The organism is Paenibacillus sp. J22P90 (genome assembly GCF_059692195.1).
The window spans coordinates 306,780-325,629 of the sequence record NZ_JCAUAY010000006.1; the positions used below are offsets into that span (position 1 = coordinate 306,780).

16 protein-coding genes are annotated in these 18,850 nt (G+C 45.3%); 6 read left to right on the top strand and 10 right to left on the bottom strand.

Features of this window, described 5'->3' with window-relative positions; genetic code table 11:
* Window positions 1-31 precede the first annotated feature (31 nt).
* The 4 genes from AC58UX_RS21475 to AC58UX_RS21490 form a co-directional block, all read right to left on the bottom strand.
* Window positions 32-184, bottom strand: a complete 153-nt coding sequence (locus AC58UX_RS21475; protein WP_497256449.1) for a hypothetical protein — start codon at window positions 182-184, stop codon at window positions 32-34.
* 96 nt (window positions 185-280) lie between these two features.
* Window positions 281-739 carry a hypothetical protein gene (locus AC58UX_RS21480; protein WP_497256451.1) on the bottom strand — a complete coding sequence of 153 codons (459 nt, stop codon included), beginning with the start codon at window positions 737-739 and terminating at the stop codon, window positions 281-283.
* A 52-nt stretch (window positions 740-791) separates the two neighbouring features.
* The gene (locus AC58UX_RS21485; RefSeq protein ID WP_497256453.1) at window positions 792-1,154 is read right to left on the bottom strand and encodes a hypothetical protein; all 363 of its coding nucleotides are present in this window, start codon (window positions 1,152-1,154) and stop codon (window positions 792-794) included.
* A complete protein-coding gene (locus AC58UX_RS21490; RefSeq protein WP_497256455.1) occupies window positions 1,151-2,347 on the bottom strand; it encodes an Alp7A family actin-like protein in 1,197 nt (398 codons plus the stop codon). Before AC58UX_RS21490 ends, AC58UX_RS21485 begins: the two co-directional genes overlap by 4 nt.
* 209 nt (window positions 2,348-2,556) lie before the next feature.
* Between AC58UX_RS21490 and AC58UX_RS21495 the strand changes: the two genes are divergently transcribed.
* The 6 genes from AC58UX_RS21495 (at window position 2,557) to AC58UX_RS21520 (ending at window position 8,913) form a co-directional block, all read left to right on the top strand.
* Window positions 2,557-3,516 (top strand): phosphodiester glycosidase family protein, encoded by a 960-nt coding sequence (locus AC58UX_RS21495; RefSeq protein WP_497256457.1) that lies wholly within the window; start codon window positions 2,557-2,559, stop codon window positions 3,514-3,516.
* A gap of 17 nt (window positions 3,517-3,533) precedes the next feature.
* A complete protein-coding gene (locus AC58UX_RS21500) occupies window positions 3,534-4,544 on the top strand; it encodes a glycosyltransferase (RefSeq protein ID WP_497256459.1) in 1,011 nt (336 codons plus the stop codon).
* Window positions 4,545-4,930: 386 nt separating this feature from the next.
* The gene (locus AC58UX_RS21505) at window positions 4,931-6,010 is read left to right on the top strand and encodes an iron-siderophore ABC transporter substrate-binding protein (RefSeq protein WP_497256461.1); all 1,080 of its coding nucleotides are present in this window, start codon (window positions 4,931-4,933) and stop codon (window positions 6,008-6,010) included.
* A gap of 4 nt (window positions 6,011-6,014) precedes the next feature.
* Complete coding sequence (locus AC58UX_RS21510; protein WP_497256463.1) at window positions 6,015-7,055, top strand: FecCD family ABC transporter permease; 1,041 nt, start codon at window positions 6,015-6,017, stop codon at window positions 7,053-7,055.
* On the top strand, window positions 7,052-8,083 hold the full coding sequence (locus tag AC58UX_RS21515) for a FecCD family ABC transporter permease (protein WP_497256465.1): 1,032 nt from the start codon (window positions 7,052-7,054) through the stop codon (window positions 8,081-8,083). Before AC58UX_RS21510 ends, AC58UX_RS21515 begins: the two co-directional genes overlap by 4 nt.
* Window positions 8,083-8,913, top strand: coding sequence for an ABC transporter ATP-binding protein (locus tag AC58UX_RS21520; protein ID WP_497256467.1), 831 nt, complete (start codon window positions 8,083-8,085; stop codon window positions 8,911-8,913). Before AC58UX_RS21515 ends, AC58UX_RS21520 begins: the two co-directional genes overlap by 1 nt.
* Before the next feature lie 52 nt (window positions 8,914-8,965).
* On the opposite strand, the gene AC58UX_RS21525 is transcribed toward AC58UX_RS21520, so the two are convergent.
* The 6 genes from AC58UX_RS21525 to ppsA form a co-directional block, all read right to left on the bottom strand.
* The gene (locus tag AC58UX_RS21525; protein ID WP_497256469.1) at window positions 8,966-9,730 is read right to left on the bottom strand and encodes an AAC(3) family N-acetyltransferase; all 765 of its coding nucleotides are present in this window, start codon (window positions 9,728-9,730) and stop codon (window positions 8,966-8,968) included.
* A 19-nt stretch (window positions 9,731-9,749) separates the two neighbouring features.
* Window positions 9,750-12,914, bottom strand: coding sequence for an ATP-binding cassette domain-containing protein (locus AC58UX_RS21530; RefSeq protein ID WP_497256471.1), 3,165 nt, complete (start codon window positions 12,912-12,914; stop codon window positions 9,750-9,752).
* Between the two features lie 329 nt (window positions 12,915-13,243).
* The gene (locus tag AC58UX_RS21535) at window positions 13,244-14,824 is read right to left on the bottom strand and encodes a CotH kinase family protein (RefSeq protein ID WP_497256473.1); all 1,581 of its coding nucleotides are present in this window, start codon (window positions 14,822-14,824) and stop codon (window positions 13,244-13,246) included.
* A 146-nt stretch (window positions 14,825-14,970) separates the two neighbouring features.
* Window positions 14,971-15,564: a YdeI/OmpD-associated family protein gene (locus AC58UX_RS21540; RefSeq protein ID WP_497256475.1), complete on the bottom strand. Its 594-nt coding sequence runs from the start codon at window positions 15,562-15,564 to the stop codon at window positions 14,971-14,973.
* A gap of 29 nt (window positions 15,565-15,593) precedes the next feature.
* Complete coding sequence (locus AC58UX_RS21545; protein ID WP_497256477.1) at window positions 15,594-15,950, bottom strand: VOC family protein; 357 nt, start codon at window positions 15,948-15,950, stop codon at window positions 15,594-15,596.
* Between the two features lie 66 nt (window positions 15,951-16,016).
* Entirely contained in the window at window positions 16,017-18,611 is a 2,595-nt protein-coding gene (gene ppsA, locus AC58UX_RS21550) for a phosphoenolpyruvate synthase (RefSeq protein ID WP_497256479.1), read from the bottom strand.
* Window positions 18,612-18,850 lie beyond the last annotated feature (239 nt).

Sequence of the window (18,850 nt, forward strand, 5' to 3'; positions counted from 1 at the left end):
ACCATCCAAAGGATGGTCTGCTCTTTAAACATTATTCGTGCGTTTGCTCCTGATCGCATGCCTGATTGGCTGCAGCTTCAAACTCCGCCTCATTGCTCGAACCCAGCTTGTCGCCATACTGATCAAGTCTGCCCGGCTTCCCTGCTGGGCCGTCATTGTCCGGCTTATTGTTTCTTCCGCTCACATGATCACCTCTTACGTTAATGGTTGAATTGCCAGACCACTGCCTTGGCATAAGCCTTAGTGTGTCTCACTTGGCCTCAAACCATCCTCGCTCGGCTCAGTTCGCGATTTGCTGCCATTGCGGGTAATCATCCAGATAGCCGTGTTGGCTTAATTCCCGCAGCGAATTGCGTATGCTAAGCTCGTCCTCGCCCGATTGGCTGGATAATTCCAGCAAGTCATGCAAGTGAATATGCGGATTCTCTTTGCAAAAAATAAGCAGACCCTTCGCCGCCCAAGAGAGGCGGTCATCTTGGAAATCGCCCACCATCCGGCGAAATAATTTGTGCGGAAGAATTTTCAGATCAACAAGGTCTTGCAGCGCCTTCATTGCCTGTTTGTCAGTCATACGACCCAGCTTGGCAATCTCTGATAACGCTGGAAAATTCGAATCCGCACCTAAGCTTTTTAAGATAATATAAACCATTTGAGAACATAAATCTAAGCCTGGTTGACGGAAAATATCATCCGAAAGTGTAAAAGTACGCGTACCTTCCTGTGCTTGTACGTTAGACATATGATGTCCCCCTTTTCATGAATGATCGGAGTTCACCCCACCCAGTTGCCACTTACATAAGCTTGCCAGCATTCCGCCCAGCTTGCCGAAATATATCTTCCAGACTGAAGGTTTTCTGACTGTTAGCAACCGAGACCTCCTTAGATGCCTGGTCTTCCATAGGTGCTGTGAAGTAATTATCTTCATCTACAAATGATGCGAGAACATGATGTGAATCGTCTTCGCTAACTAACGTCGATTGCGATTGTTCGTTAAGAATATGTTTGGTTAAAATGTCCATAATGCCATGACTGAACATACCTTCCGCTTTTAGCTGATTCATATAAGCAATGACCTCTGGCGGTGTTTCTGTCGGAATATACAGCGTAACATCCTTGCCTGGACTCACCAAAACAGTTGATCTCCGTTTCTTCAAGCCGACCCGCTCCCAGCCTCAGATCCCTTCTCGGATTCCGTGCTTGCCGCTGCTTCCTCATTCATGTGCTTCAAGGCATGTTCCAGCAAAAAGAAAGTACCGCGAGCATTACGGAACTGACTATACTCTGACTTATCAAAACGAATCGGCAAGCCTAGCTCTGCATTTAATTTCTCAATCCACGGTTGAAGAACGATCGCTCCGCCGCCGATAAACCAAAACTCGTTGGCATACCGAACATGCTTCCAGGCATTCCGGGCGTATTTCAACACTTTTTCAGCTAAAATGCGCATGTGACGGTTGACGAGATGCGTCATGTCGAAGGCGACTTTACCTTCCGCGTAAATCTCATACTCCTTGTTAACGAGCATGAGTGTCAGTTCCGCTGTGCTGGAGATTAATTCCTCGCCTTGGGCGTTGATCTCATTACGTATGCTTTCCAATGCGTCGTTTAAGTAGATTTTGGCACCCGTGGAATGCCGTTGATCTAGATCCAGCCCTAGTCGGAAAAAGGCAATATCCATATCGACACCGCCAACATCGGCGATCCCGAAGCCTTTATGTGACAGCTGTGACTTAGAGGTTGCCTCCATGTCATAAACCCCTGACACATCATCAATGCTAATATCCGATGGCAGCGTAAACTCCATCTCTACGGTCACGCCTTTAAAAATGGGGGTCGTAACAAATGTGATGGCATGGGTGCCACCTGTTATTTTATGTGCAAATTCTTCGCTAAATTTCGTAATCTCTCTGATGGGAAGTCCAGTTCCTAAGAGAACCTCAGCCTTAATACGCTTCTTACCGCGCTTAATGGCATCCTCATTCTTCATAGCAACCGCATAAGCGGCAGCGGTTAAAAGAGTAACCATCGTTTCAGGCCGCTGGGCCTTCTTTTGAACAGCTTTATCTCCAACAATCTCATGAACAATGCCTTCGTCACCGATAGCTAGGTTGCCAACGTAGACATGACGGTATTGCTCTGTATCAATCGCAGGTGATGTGATCTGTACATCTAAAAAATCCAAGGGATCTCCATGCTCCATCAATAAAAAGCGCTCCCCAAACGGTTGTGCGACAACATTAGGAAAAATAAAGCAGTTGCTCAAATCGTCATAGATGCCTTTAATATGGCTGCTGCCATTATCGATGGACAAGTGAATGGTTGTGGTAAGAATATCCTGTTTGGCCATGTCTATTTCCTCTCCCAACCTTATTGAAGATAGTATAAAAGATTCGCATTGCGTCCAGCATTTGGGAGGGTTGTTAGTAGTTTTTAACAGATTTGATTGAGAGAGGAAACAACGTTTAAAGTTTAAACTTTAACGTTTAGAGTTTGAACTTTAGAGCTTAAATTGTGACATTTAAGATTCATTAAAGGTTGCCGCACTAAGATGGTTTTATGAACTGGAGAGGAGTGATCATCATTTTCCGTCAGCGAAAAAAAACCAAAATTATTAGTATCATCGCTATATTTCTGATCATCATCGCTGCGATTTTATATTGGCTCGCCAATCGTTATTTATTTGAGCATGTCGAAGTTGTCGTCACCCCGAACAACGTCGTCGCACAAGATTTGCCTGTGAAACAAGTAGCAGCACAAGCCCAATTCGATGATTGGAATTATAAAGACGACAATGAAACCATTCGTATCAAAAAGGTTCAAACGGGCTCCGGAGCCGATACAATCACCTATTTCGTCGCTGATGTGACTTTCAACACTACCACCAACCTGCTCACAGCATTCGCTAAAAACGCCTTCGGCACGAACATTATCGAAAATACTTCGACGATTGCCGCTAGTAACAACGCCTTATTCGCCATTAACGGCGACTATTACGGCTTTCGTAACGACGGCGTCATCATCCGAGGCGGTACTGTGTACCGCGATGAACCTGCGCGTGACGGATTGGCACTACTCAGCAATGGCACTTTGCAAGCATATAACGAAGAGGAGCTATCCTCGAAAGAGTTGCTTGCTGAGGGAACCACGAATACCTTTTCCTTCGGCCCTACGCTTGTGACGAATGGCGAAGTTGCCGGGGATTTCAGCGCCGTGCAAATTGACAAAAACTTCGGAAACCGATCGATTCAAGATGCTAATCCGCGAACCGGCATTGGGATGATCTCGCCGAATCACTTTCTGTTTGTCGTGGTCGACGGACGAAAAGCCAATTATAGCCGAGGCATGACGTTAAACGAGTTCGCAAATCTATTCCATGAACTTGGTGCTACCGAAGCTTATAATCTCGATGGCGGCGGCTCGTCCACGATGTATTTCATGGGCAGAGTCGTTAACAATCCGCTTGGTAAAGGCAACGAACGAGGCGTAAGCGACATTATCTACATTCCTAAATCCTAACAAGGAGGACTGATACCATGACTATCCTCATCCCCTCCTACGAGCCGGACGAAAGGTTACTTTCTCTTATCCATAAGCTAAAAGAAGTTAGCGACGCTTCGATCCTCGTCGTTGACGATGGCAGCGGTGAAGAATACCGCTTTATTTTCGATTCCGCAAAGCAAGCAGGCTGTACTGTGCTAACGCACCCGATTAACCAAGGCAAGGGCTGTGCCTTGAAAACGGGCTTTGATTATGTGAGACAGCACGGCGGAAGCGATGGCGTTGTCTGCGCCGACAGCGATGGACAGCATCTGCCAGAAGATATTCTACGGCTCACCGAAGCTGTTCGCGAGCATCGCAATTATATTGTACTGGGTTGCAGACAATTCACGGGTAAAGTCCCTATGCGCAGCCGCTTTGGGAATTCGGCAACGAGGATGGTGTACGCTTTTGCGACGGGCAAACCCATACAAGATACGCAAACTGGTCTGCGGGGCTATTCCTCCGAGATGTTGGATTGGCTATGCCAAATTCCAGGCAATCGTTTTGAATATGAAATGAACATGCTTCTCGAGGCTCCCCGTGTGGGATATGACTTGGTCGAGGTGCCGATCGACACCATCTATCTGGACGACAATAAATCTTCGCACTTTCGCCCACTCGCCGACTCTGCCAGAGTTTACTTTCCTTTCCTGAAGTTCTGTGCGTCTTCGGGATTCTCCGCGATCTTGGATTTCATGCTGCTGCTCTTGCTGCAAGGAATGACCTCAAACTTGCTCGTATCCGTCATTGGATCACGACTATTCAGTTCCACGTTCAATTACAGCATGAATCGCAAATTTGTTTTTGCCAAAAGGAGCGGAGCGGCTATCAGCAAATCGTTGCCCCGGTATTTCTCTCTCGTTATCATGATCATGTTGTTGAATTACGGTATTATGTACCTTTTTCACGAAAGCATCGGCATACCGCTCATAGCTGCAAAGCTCATGACGGAAGCCTTCTTATTTTCGTTCAGCTATTGGGCACAGCGAAAATTCGTATATTAAAAGCAGAAAGAGGGTTTCCCAAAGTTGATGGGATACCCTCTTTTTCTATGGCCCCAATCCCTCCCCATAAACGCAGTCGCACTCCGCAGCGAAATTGCATGCAAAAAGCCTCATTCTTCTTCTCAAATAAGAACCCCTTGATATGCACCTTCTGACGAAGGACAAAAGAAATTGAAGTAACGCCGCTTGCAACACTTCGCTGGATTTTCGACATTTTCCATCGTCAAATTGACCGCCGGTAAACAAACTGCCATACGTACATCGCAAATTAGTTCTGCAAATTTTTCATTGACAACCTGTAAATTAGGAGATAAATTAGTTACTGATACTGATAATCATTATCAAATATTAAAAAATATAGCTTTAGGATAAGGATGGGTTTAGAGATGAAATCAAAACGTACTGTTCCATTAAAAACTTTAGCAGTTTCGGCTGCGCTTATGATCGCACTCGTTGGTTGTGCTTCAGGTGAGCAAAAAAGCTCAGCACCTGCTGCAACTACGGCGGCAAGTGCTAGTCCAGCTGCGACTGCGGCGGCAACGGCTGCCCCAGATACAGCTACCAAATACCCGCTTACAATCAAGCATGCGCTTGGCGAAGCTGTCATTCCAAGCAAGCCTAAACGCGTGGCTACGATTCAATGGGCCAATCATGACGTTGCACTCGCGCTTGGCGTTGTTCCTGTTGGCTTCTCAGCAGCAAACTACGGCGTTCAAGATAAGAGCGGCCTATTGCCTTGGACAGCTAAAAAGCTGAAAGAACTTGGCGTAGATAAGCCTAACGTATTCCAAGATACGGACGGCCTAGATTTTGAGGCGATCTCCGCTTCCAAGCCAGATGTAATTCTTGCTGCTTACTCCGGCATCACACAAAAAGACTATGAAACACTTAGCAAAATCGCTCCGACTGTTGCTTATGAAAAAAGCCCTTGGGTTACGACATGGCGTGAACAAGTCCTGTTTAATGCAACAGGCATGGGGATGAAAGCCGAAGGCGAAAAACTGATTAAGGACACGGAAGAGCTGATCAAGAAAAAAGCTAGCGAATATCCGCAAATTAAAGGCAAAAAAGTAGCATTTGCGAACTTCTCTGCGAAAGATTTGTCCAAAATTAATATCTATACAGAAGCTGACCCACGCGGTGCTTTCTTGCTTGAGCTAGGCATGGTTTATTCCGAAGGTGTTAAGAAAAAAATTACAGACCCGCTCGCTTATAATTTGAAGTTAAGCTCTGAGAATGCTGACGCCCTTAACGATGCAGACCTGTTGGTTGGTTATGGGGACGACGCTCTATTGCAAGCTATTAAAGCAGATCCTGTTCTTAGCAAAATTCCAGCGGTTCAAAAAGGCGCTGTCGTCTTCATCGGTAACGGTACACCGCTAGCTGCTTCCGGTAACCCAAATCCACTTTCGATTGGTTATACAATCGATGAATACTTGAAACTAATCGCAGGCGCGATTAAATAGAACCATGAATCCTTCATCGGTTTCAAACGATACTCCGCTTAAAACGCATATGCCGAGGCACTTTGTGACCGTGCTCTTGATTTGTCTGGTCCTGCTCGGCTTGTGTGTGGTTGCATCCTTGGTTTTCGGCTCTCGGCTAGTGAGACTTCAAGATGTGCTAGACGGTATATTTCATCCGAACATTGACTCCTACGGAGCAAGTATCGTACGCAAGCGACTATCCCGAACCGTTTTCGGTTTATGCTGCGGGGCGGCACTCGGTGTATCAGGCGCGCTAATGCAAGCCGTCACTCGCAACCCGATTGCTGACCCGAGCATACTCGGGGTTAACACAGGCGCGTCCTTGTTTGTCGTTTGCGGAATTGCCTTCTTGAACATTACGACGGCCAATCAGTATATTTGGCTGGCTCTAGCAGGTGCTGCAATTACCGCGGTTTTCGTATTTAGCATAGGTTCAATGGGGCGTGGTGGTGCCACACCCATTAAACTTGTTTTGGCAGGTGCAGCCACAAGCGCCGCGCTTACTTCACTGGTCAGCGCCATTATGGTGCCGCGCTCTTATGTCATGGATCAATTCAGGTTTTGGCAAGTCGGAAGCGTCGGCTCGGGCAATTGGGACGCGATTGCGACCTTCACGCCATTTCTGATCGTCGGCATATTGGTGGGCATTCTTTCTGGTCCAGCGCTTAATGCGTTGGCACTTGGAGATGAGCTTGCGACCGGGCTAGGTGTTCGAACGGGCATACTGCGGCTTATTGCAGCTTTTGCCGGTGTTATTTTGTGTGGTGCGACGACTGCGCTGGCAGGACCTATTGGGTTTGTCGGACTGATCTCGACGCACGTCATTCGCCTGATCCTTGGCCCCGACTTGCGCTTTACGATCCCGATGTCAGCACTGACAGGTGCTATCATTCTGACGATTTCAGATGTTCTCGGCAGAATGATTGGCAGCCCTGGAGAGCTTGAAGTCGGTGTCGTCACAGCATTTATTGGAGCTCCGGTACTGATTATATTAGCAATGAAATCGAAAGTGCGTACATTATGACAAATACATCGATTGCCTTTATTATGGCGGGAAGACGTCAAAGACGCCGCCGATGGATACTTGTGACCAGCCTGCTTGCGGTACTCGCCTGTATGCTTTGCTCTGCCATGCTTTTACTGGGAACGACCCTGTATCCAGTAAAAGATGTCGTTCGAGCACTGCTGGGCGAACAGCTCCAAGGTGTGTCTTTTGCGATTAACACGGTACGTCTACCGAGAATGCTGGCTGGTCTCTTTGCCGGATTTGCCTTCGGTATTGCCGGAAGCACGTTCCAGACGATGCTGCGCAACCCCCTAGCCAACCCGAATGTCATCGGCATTACCTCTGGCTCCAGCGTTGCTGCTGTTTTTTGCATATTGATTCTTCATGCCAACGGACCTTACATTGCCTTTGCATCCGTGATAGCCGGTCTTGCTACGGTGCTTATTATTTATCTACTATCCAGAGGAAAAGTCTTTTCTATCGGGCGATTAATTCTAATCGGCATCGGCATCCAAGCCATGCTGGATTCGATTATTTCCTATCTTCTGCTCGTTGGCGCGCAGCAAGATATCCCTGCCGCGCTCAGATGGCTTACCGGCAGCCTTAATGGTGTTCAGCTGCGTGAACTTCCGCCTCTGGTGATCACGGTGCTCATTTTTGCACCCATTCTTATCATGCTTGCCAAGCATCTCAGTATATTGGAGCTTGGGGAACAATCCGCTACTTCTCTTGGAGTAAGTACAGACAGGACGCGAATTGCCCTTATTATAAGCTCCGTCATTCTGGTTGCTCTTGCTACCGCTACAACGGGTCCAATTGCCTTCGTTGCTTTTCTTTCGGGACCCATTGCAAAAAGGATGGTCGGCGCCGGCTTCTCGAGCTTAATTCCGGCAGGTCTCGTTGGCGTTAATCTCGTATTAGCCGCAGATCTCATCGGACAATTTGCTTTTGTAACCAGATTCCCCGTAGGCATCATAACCGGAATACTCGGAGCGCCGTATCTGATCTTCTTGCTCATCCGAATGAATCGAAGGGGAGAATTATAATGAAGCCGACACATCATTTTCAAGCCGAACACATCGTTGCCGGCTATGATCACAAAACGGTGATCCACGGCGTAAGCCTTGTGATTCCCACAAATCAAATCAGTGTGATTATTGGCGCCAATGCCTGCGGGAAGTCCACGCTTCTGAAGACGCTCGCGAGGCTCATAAAGCCAACCTCGGGTAAAGTCACGCTTGATGGAAAGCCAATCGATAAAATTCCACCTAAACAGCTAGCACGCGTATTAGGATTACTGCCGCAATCACCCATCGTACCAGAAGGTATTTCGGTTGCGGATTTGGTTGGTCGAGGAAGGTTTCCACATCAATCCCTCTTCAGCGGATGGACCAAGAAAGATTACGAGGCTGTTGCTGAAGCGATGGAAATCATGAAGATTACAGAGCTTGCGAATTATCCGATAGACGAACTGTCCGGCGGTCAAAGACAGCGCGTTTGGATTGCCATGGCGCTGGCGCAGCAAACCGACATTTTATTTCTGGATGAACCGACCACCTTCTTGGATATTACCTATCAGGTTGAAATTCTTGATTTGCTCACAGATCTCAATCGAAAGCGCGGGACCACGATTGTCATGGTTCTTCATGACATCAACCTGTCCGCGCGGTATGCAGATCATATCTTTGCGCTTCATCAAGGAAATCTAGTGGCGGAGGGTCAGCCCTCCAAGGTGATTTCCAGCACGTTGATCAAGGACATCTTCGGTCTTGATTGCACCGTTATCGATGACCCCGTCTCGGGCTCTCCGATGGTGGTGCCTAAAGGGCGGCATCATGTCCATGCTCACCATGACAACCAAACCGTGCTCGTGTAAGGCAACATAAAAAGGCAAGATCCACAAATGTTCTTGGGGATCTTGCCTTTTTCTATATTTGATCCAAGGGAAGATTATCCGAAAATAAATCCGGATTATCCAGAAGCATGTCCGTGATGACCTTTGCTACCGCAGCCGCATCACAAACTCTTACAACGGCATCTCCGAGCAGCTCTTTATGCATCGCACCTGCTCTTTCTAGCACCTCATCCACTTTCCAGAAATGATGCGACCATGACAACCCGCAATGTCTTCGGGAAGGCACAGCAATTTCAGTTCCATCAGGTAAAACCGTATAAAGATGCTCATGGTCATCCGTTAACCGGCCTGGAATGTCCACCCACTCTTCTATGCCATGAATAAAAGTATTGCGCTTTAGATCAACCCCAATTAACAAGATCGTCGCCTTTCGGTCGAGCAGCTTCCCCCAGGAAGAACCTCTCGCACATGGCGTATCGAACAGGTGATCATCGCCTGTGAAGGCAGTTGCATCCTTACCTAAAGCTGCCACCGAATGCGTTGGGTGCAAGGAACGCACAACGCCGGGCCGTTTGCGAAAAAGTTCAGGCAAGATGCCCACACAGGAAGGGGATTGATCCACATAGAACTTTGGATTATCCGCCTTAATGTAAGACCACGTATGGGTAGGCAACACCAGCAGACCGTTCTTCATGTACGCGATCAACGCATCCAAAACAGTGTCCGCGCCACCCTCGACCTCCCCCATACTTTTCATCGAAGAATGAACTAACAGCGTCCCATCTTTATCAATGCCCAATTGTTCTAATTGCTCCATTAAGCTTACTTTCGTATGCATGTTTTTCCCCCAAGTTTAGCTACTTCAGAGAATGATAAACCGCCATCATATCTCGCTTATTTAACTCACGAATCCGATTGAAAATAGGAATATCAGCCACTTCCTCCGTACGTGCGCTTTCCGCAACAACATCGCTTACCTTGCCAGTCAGCCATGTTTGTACATCTACGCCATCTACGACTTCCTTGCGTCCTTCATCATTGATACCACTTACATAACAGCTCACACAAGGTACCGATAGTTTCTGAACGCCATCATGGAGCCCATCTTCTGAAATGACTTTCTTACCGCCGCAGAACGGGCATGGGTGACTTGCTTTGATTTTATTAATTTGCGTAACGATTTTATTGTAACCAAACGCCTCATACACGTAGGTTAATTTTTTATATTTCCCATTGGTGAAATACTTATCTATGATCGTTTCTCTCGTTTCCTTAATGTCAGGGAAATCACAGATCGTAATCACGTTCTTGCTGCTGATCGCCTCAAGGTTGCCTTTAATTTTGTCCCAGAATGGCACTGCATTTTGTAGAACTACTTCATAGCCCACAAAAGATGCAAGCTCCAGTTCAAGCATTTTGAGCGCAACTTGTGTTTCCCTCGGCAGTAAAGAGACTTCTTCGGAAAGCGCAAGCTCGCCGCCAACAATAGCTTTCAATTTTTCGAGCTCAGGCAATTTCCCTACGGTCTTGATAACCTGATCAATCGGCTGCTGAATAATCTCACGAATATCCGTGCCGCCAAACTTCAGCTTTTTAGCATGGTTTAAGACGGTTCCTTGACAGACTGGGCATGTAATCGTCTCTCTAGAAGCTTTCATTTGCTCTTTCAGAGGCAAGTTCTTCGAAATGACCATATAACGCCCAAGGATGAGATTGAAGCCCTCCCAGGTTCGCGAAGCTTTCCCTGCTTTATCATAAAATGACTTTTCCCAATACCCATATAAGAACGTATGCTTTTCTGCATCTGACATCTCGTTGTAGCTTTTACTTAAATCGTGGCCAAGTTCATTCTTAATCTCTTCAAAAAGGAAGTGCAACTTCGCATGTTGATAATATTTCAAGACATCCATCACTTCTGGCAGTAACATCCCGTCCCAGAATGGCACTGTAAGATCTTGAATGAGCACTTTCATATCAAATTGTTCAATGGCACGACGACCCGAGCAACTCGGACAATGATTGTCCTGATAGTAGAAATCGAAGCTTCTAGTATCCTTATTCGTCGGATGCGCAGCCACGATATGGTTGATCAGTCCACCTATTTCATAGAGAAAACTATATTGACTATACAGGTGTCGTTCTAGATCAATCGCGATGACAGGTGCAATCGTATCCGACTCATATTCCCCATAAATGACACGGGCTATTGGCGATAAGCTTTTTAAAATGCCGCCCTTATACACGTTCTCTGCCTTTTTAAAATAGTCTAAATTGTTTTCTTGTAAGTATTGAATCCCTTTCTGGGACTTGAGCTTGGAAGAAATATGCATAGGGGCCTTGCCATCTTCCTTATCCTTCTGACGATAATAATCATGATGACTAACAACATCCAGATGCTTCACGGGTTCTATCTGTCTTTTACCGAAATCAATAATAAAATCAGAGCTTTCCATCATGTAAGCATTATGTTCAATCATCAGAATCGAGACAGACTCATCCTGCAGAATGTCCCTAATACTATCAATAAATTGATTTAAAATATTTTGAGATAAACCTTTGGAAGGCTCGTCAAAAATAAACAGCGTGTGCGGGTTTCTTGCATTCGTAAATAGCTCCGAGACTAAATGAACACATTGAAATTCGCCCGTCGATAGGGACTGCGTTTTTCTTTCCAAAGTCAGATAGCCAAGTCCAAGCTTGATCAATAAGCTCAAACGTTTATGAGCGATGTCTTCGCCGGGTAGTTCCTCAATAATATCTTCAATCGTACGCTGAAAAATATCATCAATATCCTCACTATATTTCGTGAGCTTCTTTTTAATATCAAGAAACGTCGCTACGGTCGATCGACTGGAAATCGATTGATTTCGATCTTGCCCAACCACGACCAATTTATCTTTGGGATACCGCTTCTGAAAATCTTTTACCATACACTCATTAACGAGTGTTGATTTACCGCAGCCTGACTCACCTGTAAAGGTGACAAGTCTATTTTTCGGAATCTCAATTTCAGCCATTTGAATATTACGACAGTATAGCTCTTGGAATTGATAGTAGTCTGTTGGCTGCTCCTTCTTTAGCTCACAATGGACTGGTTTGGGACGTGGTGACTCCTCCACAATTTTCCCGCCGTATTTCCCACTGCCAGGACCAAAGAACAATTGCTCATCTGTCGTATCCAGCACTGTATCCGAATGATCGATAAGCCAGATTTGATTCTTATCCCCTAATTGTTTGATTTGTTCTAAAATTTTCAACAATGTTTCGTGATCGAGACCCACGGAGATTTCATCAATAATAATGACCGTATTTTCACTTGTGGCCATGAATTCTGCCAAGTAAAGCCGTGTTATTTCCCCGCCTGACAATGTCCCCATAATCCGATTCAAGGACAAGTAACCCATATTCATATTGATAATATTTTGGAGAATATGCTGTTTCGCTTCACTTATTTGTAATTCCTCTGAGAGAGAAAGAATCGTCTCAATGCTTAAGTTGTTGATATCCGAAATACTATGGGGTTTACTCCTTAATTCTAGCTTATACTGCTCAACTTCAGGATTATAGCGCTTGCCCTCACACGACGGACATTCGACATTTTGGGTCGTGCTGCGCCCCTTACAATCTGGACACCAGCCTAGGGCATTATTAAAGGAGAAAACTTCGGGAGATAGATCAAATTGTTCAGCCATGCGCACACGAATCTCTTTAAACACGCCCGTATGTGTACCAATGGTGGAGCGAGGATTGGATGAAATCGATGATTTTCCGAGAAAAAGGACTAGCGGCATTTCTTCCATCTTGATGGCACTGAAATTCGTTTCCATAATCTCAGGAAATAAATATTGATATTCAGCCTTTGGCAGTAAGGAAACGAGACGCTTCTTGGACTCTTCCCCAATGGTCTGACAAAACGTCGTTTTACCCGATCCAGACAAACCCGCAATCCCTAGCGATTTATCTAAGGGCACCTCTGCATCTAATAGGTTAATATTGTTCGAAATTAATTGATTTATCTTCATATATACTTCCTCTCTCTTATTCTGATAGATCTATTATTTCCAAATTGTTCACTTGGATTCATTTCCCGTGCGATCAGCCTCTACTTTCCTTTCTTAGGTTACTTTTCATTTGCTATGTTTAGATAAAGTGCTTATTTCCGTGAATGAATTCCTACCGCTATTATACCTTTAAAGGAGTACGAAAAAGTAGTCAGGAGGTTGCCTAGTTTTCTCTCCCCAACTCCCATTAGTCCGAAAATACCCAACTAAATCCACTGTCGGCACACTGAATAAATCCAGGTCATACGTTCGTCAAAAAAAGGCACCCGTAAAGGGTGCCTTTGCTATGATTATTTCTGCCTTTGTGACATTCCGCCGCCGAAGCCACCTTCACCCGACATGCCTTTCCCTCCTGGTCCATTCTTGCCTAGCTTCGACATATCCACGGATGAAGCGTCTACGAGATGGCTTGCATCCGCTTTTTGTCCATCTGTCGTGGAAGGAATTTCGCCGCTGAGCTGCCCTTGAATGCTTTCCGCTCTAAGCGTTCCCAGCTTCGTTAGTTCTGCAACAGCTGTTTGAAACGCCTCGTAGGTAGCGAATGCGGTAGGATCGTTTTGTACTTCAGCAGAGATCAGCTGGTTAAGACTCGCTACTTTTTGTGCAAATTTCCCGTTTGCAAAATAGTTATCCACGATTTCCTGCAAATACGCATGATATTTTTCCTTATATTCTGGAACTTCCAAGAGCTTGCCTAAAATAGGTCGTTCTTCAAGTGTAACACCAGACAACGGTGTGTCGATTGCCAGATTGACGACATCAGATGCAGTGCCTGCTTGGAAGCCGCCAAATGCCATATTATAATCCCAAGGCACCATACTTATCTGCCCATTATTTTCATAGAGGTAATAATTGTGTCCCATGTTGGACGTATAGCTATCCATATTTACGACCACAGTATGCGCGGCGAAATATTTTAAAACAGCATCAACATCCACGTATTTGCTTAAATCTGTTCCCGCATTCAGATTCTTCAACGCTGTAATGACCCTTTGGTAATCCTCATCCGTTGTCTTGGTTTCAGCATTATCAAAAATAGCTGAGTAGCTGCTGATTTCATCGTCAGTATACTGCAAGGATACGCCATTATTGGCTCCATTCCTCATACCACCGCGACCTCCACCATTCATGCCCTCACCGCCATTGCCTTGACCTTGCTCAACTGGCGGCATCTCCATTTTAGGGGCTTCACCAGTCTGCTGATCTCCTTCTGGTTTGCCCATGCCGCCGCCCATCATTTGCTTATCGTCGTTATTCGGTTTGTAGAGTTCGCCCTCGTCTTCCTTCGTCCGCGCCAGGTATCCGCTATCGATGTCTTCAACAGCCAAGTAGAAGCCCCATGCGTTCCCATTCACCTTGATATTGGCAAAAGCAAACAGTGGCGTATCAACACCAATCTCACTCATGATGTCATAACTCAAGTATTCCTTCATATAACTGTTGTCCGAAATCATATTGTTGACGACGAGCGTATCAAGTCCCTCCCAAGTTTGATCCTCAACGTACTCGTCAAATTTAATTTTAAAGCTGAACCGATCGCTTGTTTCGTCATTCACGATCTGACTCAAGCTGGAATTTCCCTTTGGACGAATGCCTACATTCGAAATAGTTGTACCGTTGATCGTAACATTAGCCGAAATATATTGTTCTTCTGATGCGTTATCCAGCATCTTCTGCCATTCCGCCTCGTCCGCGTCGATCGATATGGACATTATTTTTTCTTTGTCCATTTCCTGAGCGTATGCGACCGTGGCAGCGTTAGCGTTAGTGCCAGTCGTTGCCGTCGTTGCTACACTTCCTGATTCCGAAGGGGTGACGTTTTCTGCTTCTTTTGCAAGGCATCCTGTCATCAGAACCCCGCACAATGCCATAAGGCCTATTGGTTTTGCCAATTTCTTTATATTCATCATTGCTGCACCTCACTTTAGAATTTCGACGCCATCGTGCTTATCGTTAGCTCCGATGTCGCCGGCCTATATCAGTATCTTAGAGGTGCAACCTTTAATGAATCTTAAACTCAATCATCTAACCCTTTTCCACCCAGAATATGCGGCAAATACTTTTCAATTCTTGAATCGCGCGTTTTGGATTGTTTCGGTTGGGAAAAATAAAGCAGGTACGCTCGTTGCCGTCCTGGCGTTAACCCTTCGAAAGCCGTCTTCAAATCAGGGATTTCAACGAATTTGTTTTCTAATTCTTCAGGCACGGTGTATTCCGTATTCTTTTTGTACTCTACTTCCAAACCTGCTTTTTCAACGGCAATAGCCTCTTCAATATAATCTTTTATGATCAGCTGCAGCTCTTCAATTTGTTGAACATTGGTGAACCGCAGTTGGCGCGCCGCCTGTACATTCTCCGTTTGTTGGATTAGGATACCGTGGACATCCTTCAACAGGGCACCTTTGTGGAACAAAAGTGCACAGTACTCTTTAAACCCATGGATTAACACGATGTTTTTACCTTCAGACGTGTAACAAGGATGCATCCACTTAAAATCTTCGGTCAGCTCGCAGTCGAGCACGATTTTTCTTAACTCCTCGAACTCTTCCTTCCATTTCTTAGCCTTATTTAAAAAACCATCTACCTTAGGATTCGTTTTACTCGTTGTCATCCCGGCACACTCCTCTTCAATTATTCGGCTCAGCCCTCTAAATCATAGGCTGTAGGATGCAGCGGCTGATAGATCGAAAGATCAGCTCCACTCGGAAGCTTGATGGAAGCGATTAGCCCCCAACCTTGGTTGCTGACTGGCTTTGATATCGTTACACCCTTCGCGGCTAATTCCCCAAGAGTTTTCTCGATGTCATTACACATAAAACAAAATTCGTGCTTATCTGGTCCTTCTGTGGGATGCACAGCGATCTCGGCTGGAGGCAATTTGAATATGAGCCAGCCCTGGCCTGCATCAACACCTGCGAATCCGAGCACGTCTCGGATGAAAACGCGGTCTGCCTCCGCGTTGGTACTGTATAGAATGATGTGTGCTGCGTTGATCATGTGTTTTCAACACTTCCTTTTTAACGAGGTTTTATATCTTTATTATCGACAACGTCATTATCATTTTTACAATATTTCGATAAACCCTTCTGTGCCATTCACGCGAATGCGTTGCCCGTCTTTGATCAGTTTCGTAGCATTTTCCACGCCAACTACGGCTGGCAAGCCATATTCACGCGCGATAACGGCTCCATGGGTCATCAGTCCACCGACTTCGGTGACTAGACCTTTTATAGATACAAACAATGGTGTCCAACCAGGGTCTGTAAAGGAGGTGACTAAGATATCTCCCTCTTCCAGATTCGCCTTTTCCATATTTAAAATGACACGTGCACGCCCTTCTATGACGCCAGAAGAAACTGGCAGACCTACAATCGCTTCGGCAGGTAGATTTTCTCGGTTGTACGCACCTGTGATGATTTCACCATCAGACGTGATGACACGCGGGGGAGTTAGCTTTTTGAAAAATTTGTAATCCTCTCTCCGTTTGTTAATCATCTGATTATCCAATGTATTTGTGCGTACGACTTCGTGCAGCTCTTCAAAAGAGAGATAGAAGATATCTTCTTTTTCTTGGATAACGCCAGCTTGAACGAGCTGTTCGGCCTCTTTCAGCATAGCCTGCTTATACACGAAATATCGACTAATCCAACCGTATTTTGGATATTCACGATAACCGATGAAATTCCGAATTCGACGGATCATTCGTTTTGTCTCTTCAGCTTTTTGTTCACCGTCTGGCAATTGGATTAATCGAGCTAATAACTCTTGTTCCTTTTCCAAAGCTTCTTGGCGCCCTTGCTCAAATTTTCGATGGCCTTCATTAGGCTCAAAGGCTTTAATGTTACCCAGAATCATGGGAACCAGTGTAATTGGTTTTTCACTCCAACGCGTTTTAGAAATATCGATTTCTCCGGCGCATCGCATTCCGTATTTATGGAGATAAGCATAGATTGCGTCGTGAGCTTCCTGTCCACCCTCGAACTTAACCAGTTCATCCAAAAAGATATCATCTTTTACTTGTTGTAAATAATCAATGACTTTCGGATAAGGGCGAATCCTATCTGCGACACCCATTAATGCCAGACCCATTTCTGAAGTAATATTGTAGGGTACCGATTGAGAAAGCGTATCTGCTGCGTTTTTTTCACCTAACCACTCGTTCATTTTTTCATTGATCCATAATGAAGCATTTATGGCCGTCATAAACACAGCCGTACTTCGTGGGTCAAACAACATCTTCTTTAATTGCTGGATATCTTCCAAAATAAAATCTAATACATCCAATCCTGATTTCGTCTGGATGTTTCGTTGCAGCTCTTCTACCGATGCGCGATTACTCTGAATCAAATCAGCAACGATGTTCGGATTGCTTTCAATTTGTTCCAGCATATCTGTATTATTTCTGCTCGGAGTCGGTGCTGTTTGCTCATTTGGTACCAATTTTATATAATCTCGCTCTATGATGTTCAAGAGTGCACCTTTTATGAGCGGATCGGATCCGATGGTATTTAATAAAGCTTCCCGGTCGACAGGTTTAGCCAACCTAGGTGCAACATCAATAAACAACCTTCCACCGGCTTTTCGCATGGGAGCAGGAGTAATTAACAGGTAAAAAGACAATCCCAATGGTTTTATGGGATCTGTCATCATTTGTTGATGACCAACAGATAAGTAAACGTGATTTTCTTGATCATTTGCTTCCGGGATCGGGAATAACGTCGTAATCGGACGGCTCTGGACAATGTAAAAGCTGTCGTTGGCTAAACACCATTCGATATCTTGCGGGCAACCAAAATAAGCCTCAATCTGCCTCCCGATACGAGCCAAATCAATAATTTGTTGATCCGTCAGGGTTTGCGCCTTTTGCTGATCAGGATTGAGCTGCAGGGTCTCCGTTCCGCCTTCTTTTCGCCCATAGATTGCTATTTTTTTGGTTGCTACTCGCTTATTTACGATTTCCCCTTCGTGTACGGTGTAATTATCGGCAGAGACCAAGCCAGAGACCAACGCTTCTCCAAGACCAAAGCTAGCATCGATGGATAGCAGCTTTCGATTCGACGTAATCGGATCCGCGGTAAACAAAATCCCTGAAGCCTGCGGGAAAACCATCCTTTGAACGATAACGGATATTTGCACCTGGCTGTGGTCGAATCCATTTTGCATACGGTAGATGACCGCGCGATCCGTGAATAGGGAAGCCCAACATAGGCTGATATGCTCCAGGATGGCATCGAGGCCGATGATATTTAAATACGTGTCTTGTTGACCTGCAAAAGAGGCATGCGGTAAATCTTCAGCAGTCGCACTAGAACGCACTGCATAAGCGTGTTCTTCGCCGAACTGAGTGAGATAGTGAGTGACTGCTTCCACAACATCAGAAGGAATCTCTACGTCCCTAATGATTTGTCGAATCTGCTCGCTGAGTTCACTAATTTGATCTCGATCTTCTACTTTCAGCATGGTTAGTCGGTCCAACAAAGCATGATACGTATCGTTTTGTTCAATCGCATTATGATATCCCACTGTTGTAACACAAAATCCATCTGGTACTTGTATGCCTTTAACTTTTGATAATTCCCCTATATTTAACCCTTTTCCGCCAACCAGTCCAAGCTGTGTTGTTTCGATTTCCTGTAAGCCGAGAACTAACGAGTGCATGAAAACATCTCCCCTACCCATAAAATAAAAGCATTTGACAAGACAATCACCGGCATGATACAATTAAATTGTAAGATGTAATACATATGTCCATATAAATATTAATAGTCGTGATCTGATTATATCATCATGCCTATTTATGCGCAAGAACCTGGCCAAGCTGCCGGGTTCTTTTTTGATTTTCGCCTAATAAAAAAAGGATGAACAAGAGTGATCCACTCTGCTCATCCACTGATTAA

Bases quoted from the DNA above. Each gene is read 5' to 3' on its own strand.
- AC58UX_RS21505 (WP_497256461.1), top strand. From the start codon at position 4,931: ATGAAATCAAAACGTACTGTTCCATTAAAAACTTTAGCAGTTTCGGCT.
- AC58UX_RS21515 (WP_497256465.1), top strand. From the start codon at position 7,052: ATGACAAATACATCGATTGCCTTTATTATGGCGGGAAGACGTCAAAGA.
- AC58UX_RS21495 (WP_497256457.1), top strand. From the start codon at position 2,557: ATGAACTGGAGAGGAGTGATCATCATTTTCCGTCAGCGAAAAAAAACC.
- AC58UX_RS21530 (WP_497256471.1), bottom strand. From the start codon at position 12,914: ATGAAGATAAATCAATTAATTTCGAACAATATTAACCTATTAGATGCA.
- AC58UX_RS21535 (WP_497256473.1), bottom strand. From the start codon at position 14,824: ATGGCATTGTGCGGGGTTCTGATGACAGGATGCCTTGCAAAAGAAGCA.
- AC58UX_RS21510 (WP_497256463.1), top strand. From the start codon at position 6,015: ATGAATCCTTCATCGGTTTCAAACGATACTCCGCTTAAAACGCATATG.
- AC58UX_RS21490 (WP_497256455.1), bottom strand. From the start codon at position 2,347: ATGGCCAAACAGGATATTCTTACCACAACCATTCACTTGTCCATCGAT.
- AC58UX_RS21480 (WP_497256451.1), bottom strand. From the start codon at position 739: ATGTCTAACGTACAAGCACAGGAAGGTACGCGTACTTTTACACTTTCG.
- AC58UX_RS21525 (WP_497256469.1), bottom strand. From the start codon at position 9,730: ATGCATACGAAAGTAAGCTTAATGGAGCAATTAGAACAATTGGGCATT.
- AC58UX_RS21540 (WP_497256475.1), bottom strand. From the start codon at position 15,564: ATGACAACGAGTAAAACGAATCCTAAGGTAGATGGTTTTTTAAATAAG.
- ppsA (WP_497256479.1), bottom strand. From the start codon at position 18,611: ATGCACTCGTTAGTTCTCGGCTTACAGGAAATCGAAACAACACAGCTT.
- AC58UX_RS21545 (WP_497256477.1), bottom strand. From the start codon at position 15,950: ATGATCAACGCAGCACACATCATTCTATACAGTACCAACGCGGAGGCA.
- AC58UX_RS21500 (WP_497256459.1), top strand. From the start codon at position 3,534: ATGACTATCCTCATCCCCTCCTACGAGCCGGACGAAAGGTTACTTTCT.
- AC58UX_RS21520 (WP_497256467.1), top strand. From the start codon at position 8,083: ATGAAGCCGACACATCATTTTCAAGCCGAACACATCGTTGCCGGCTAT.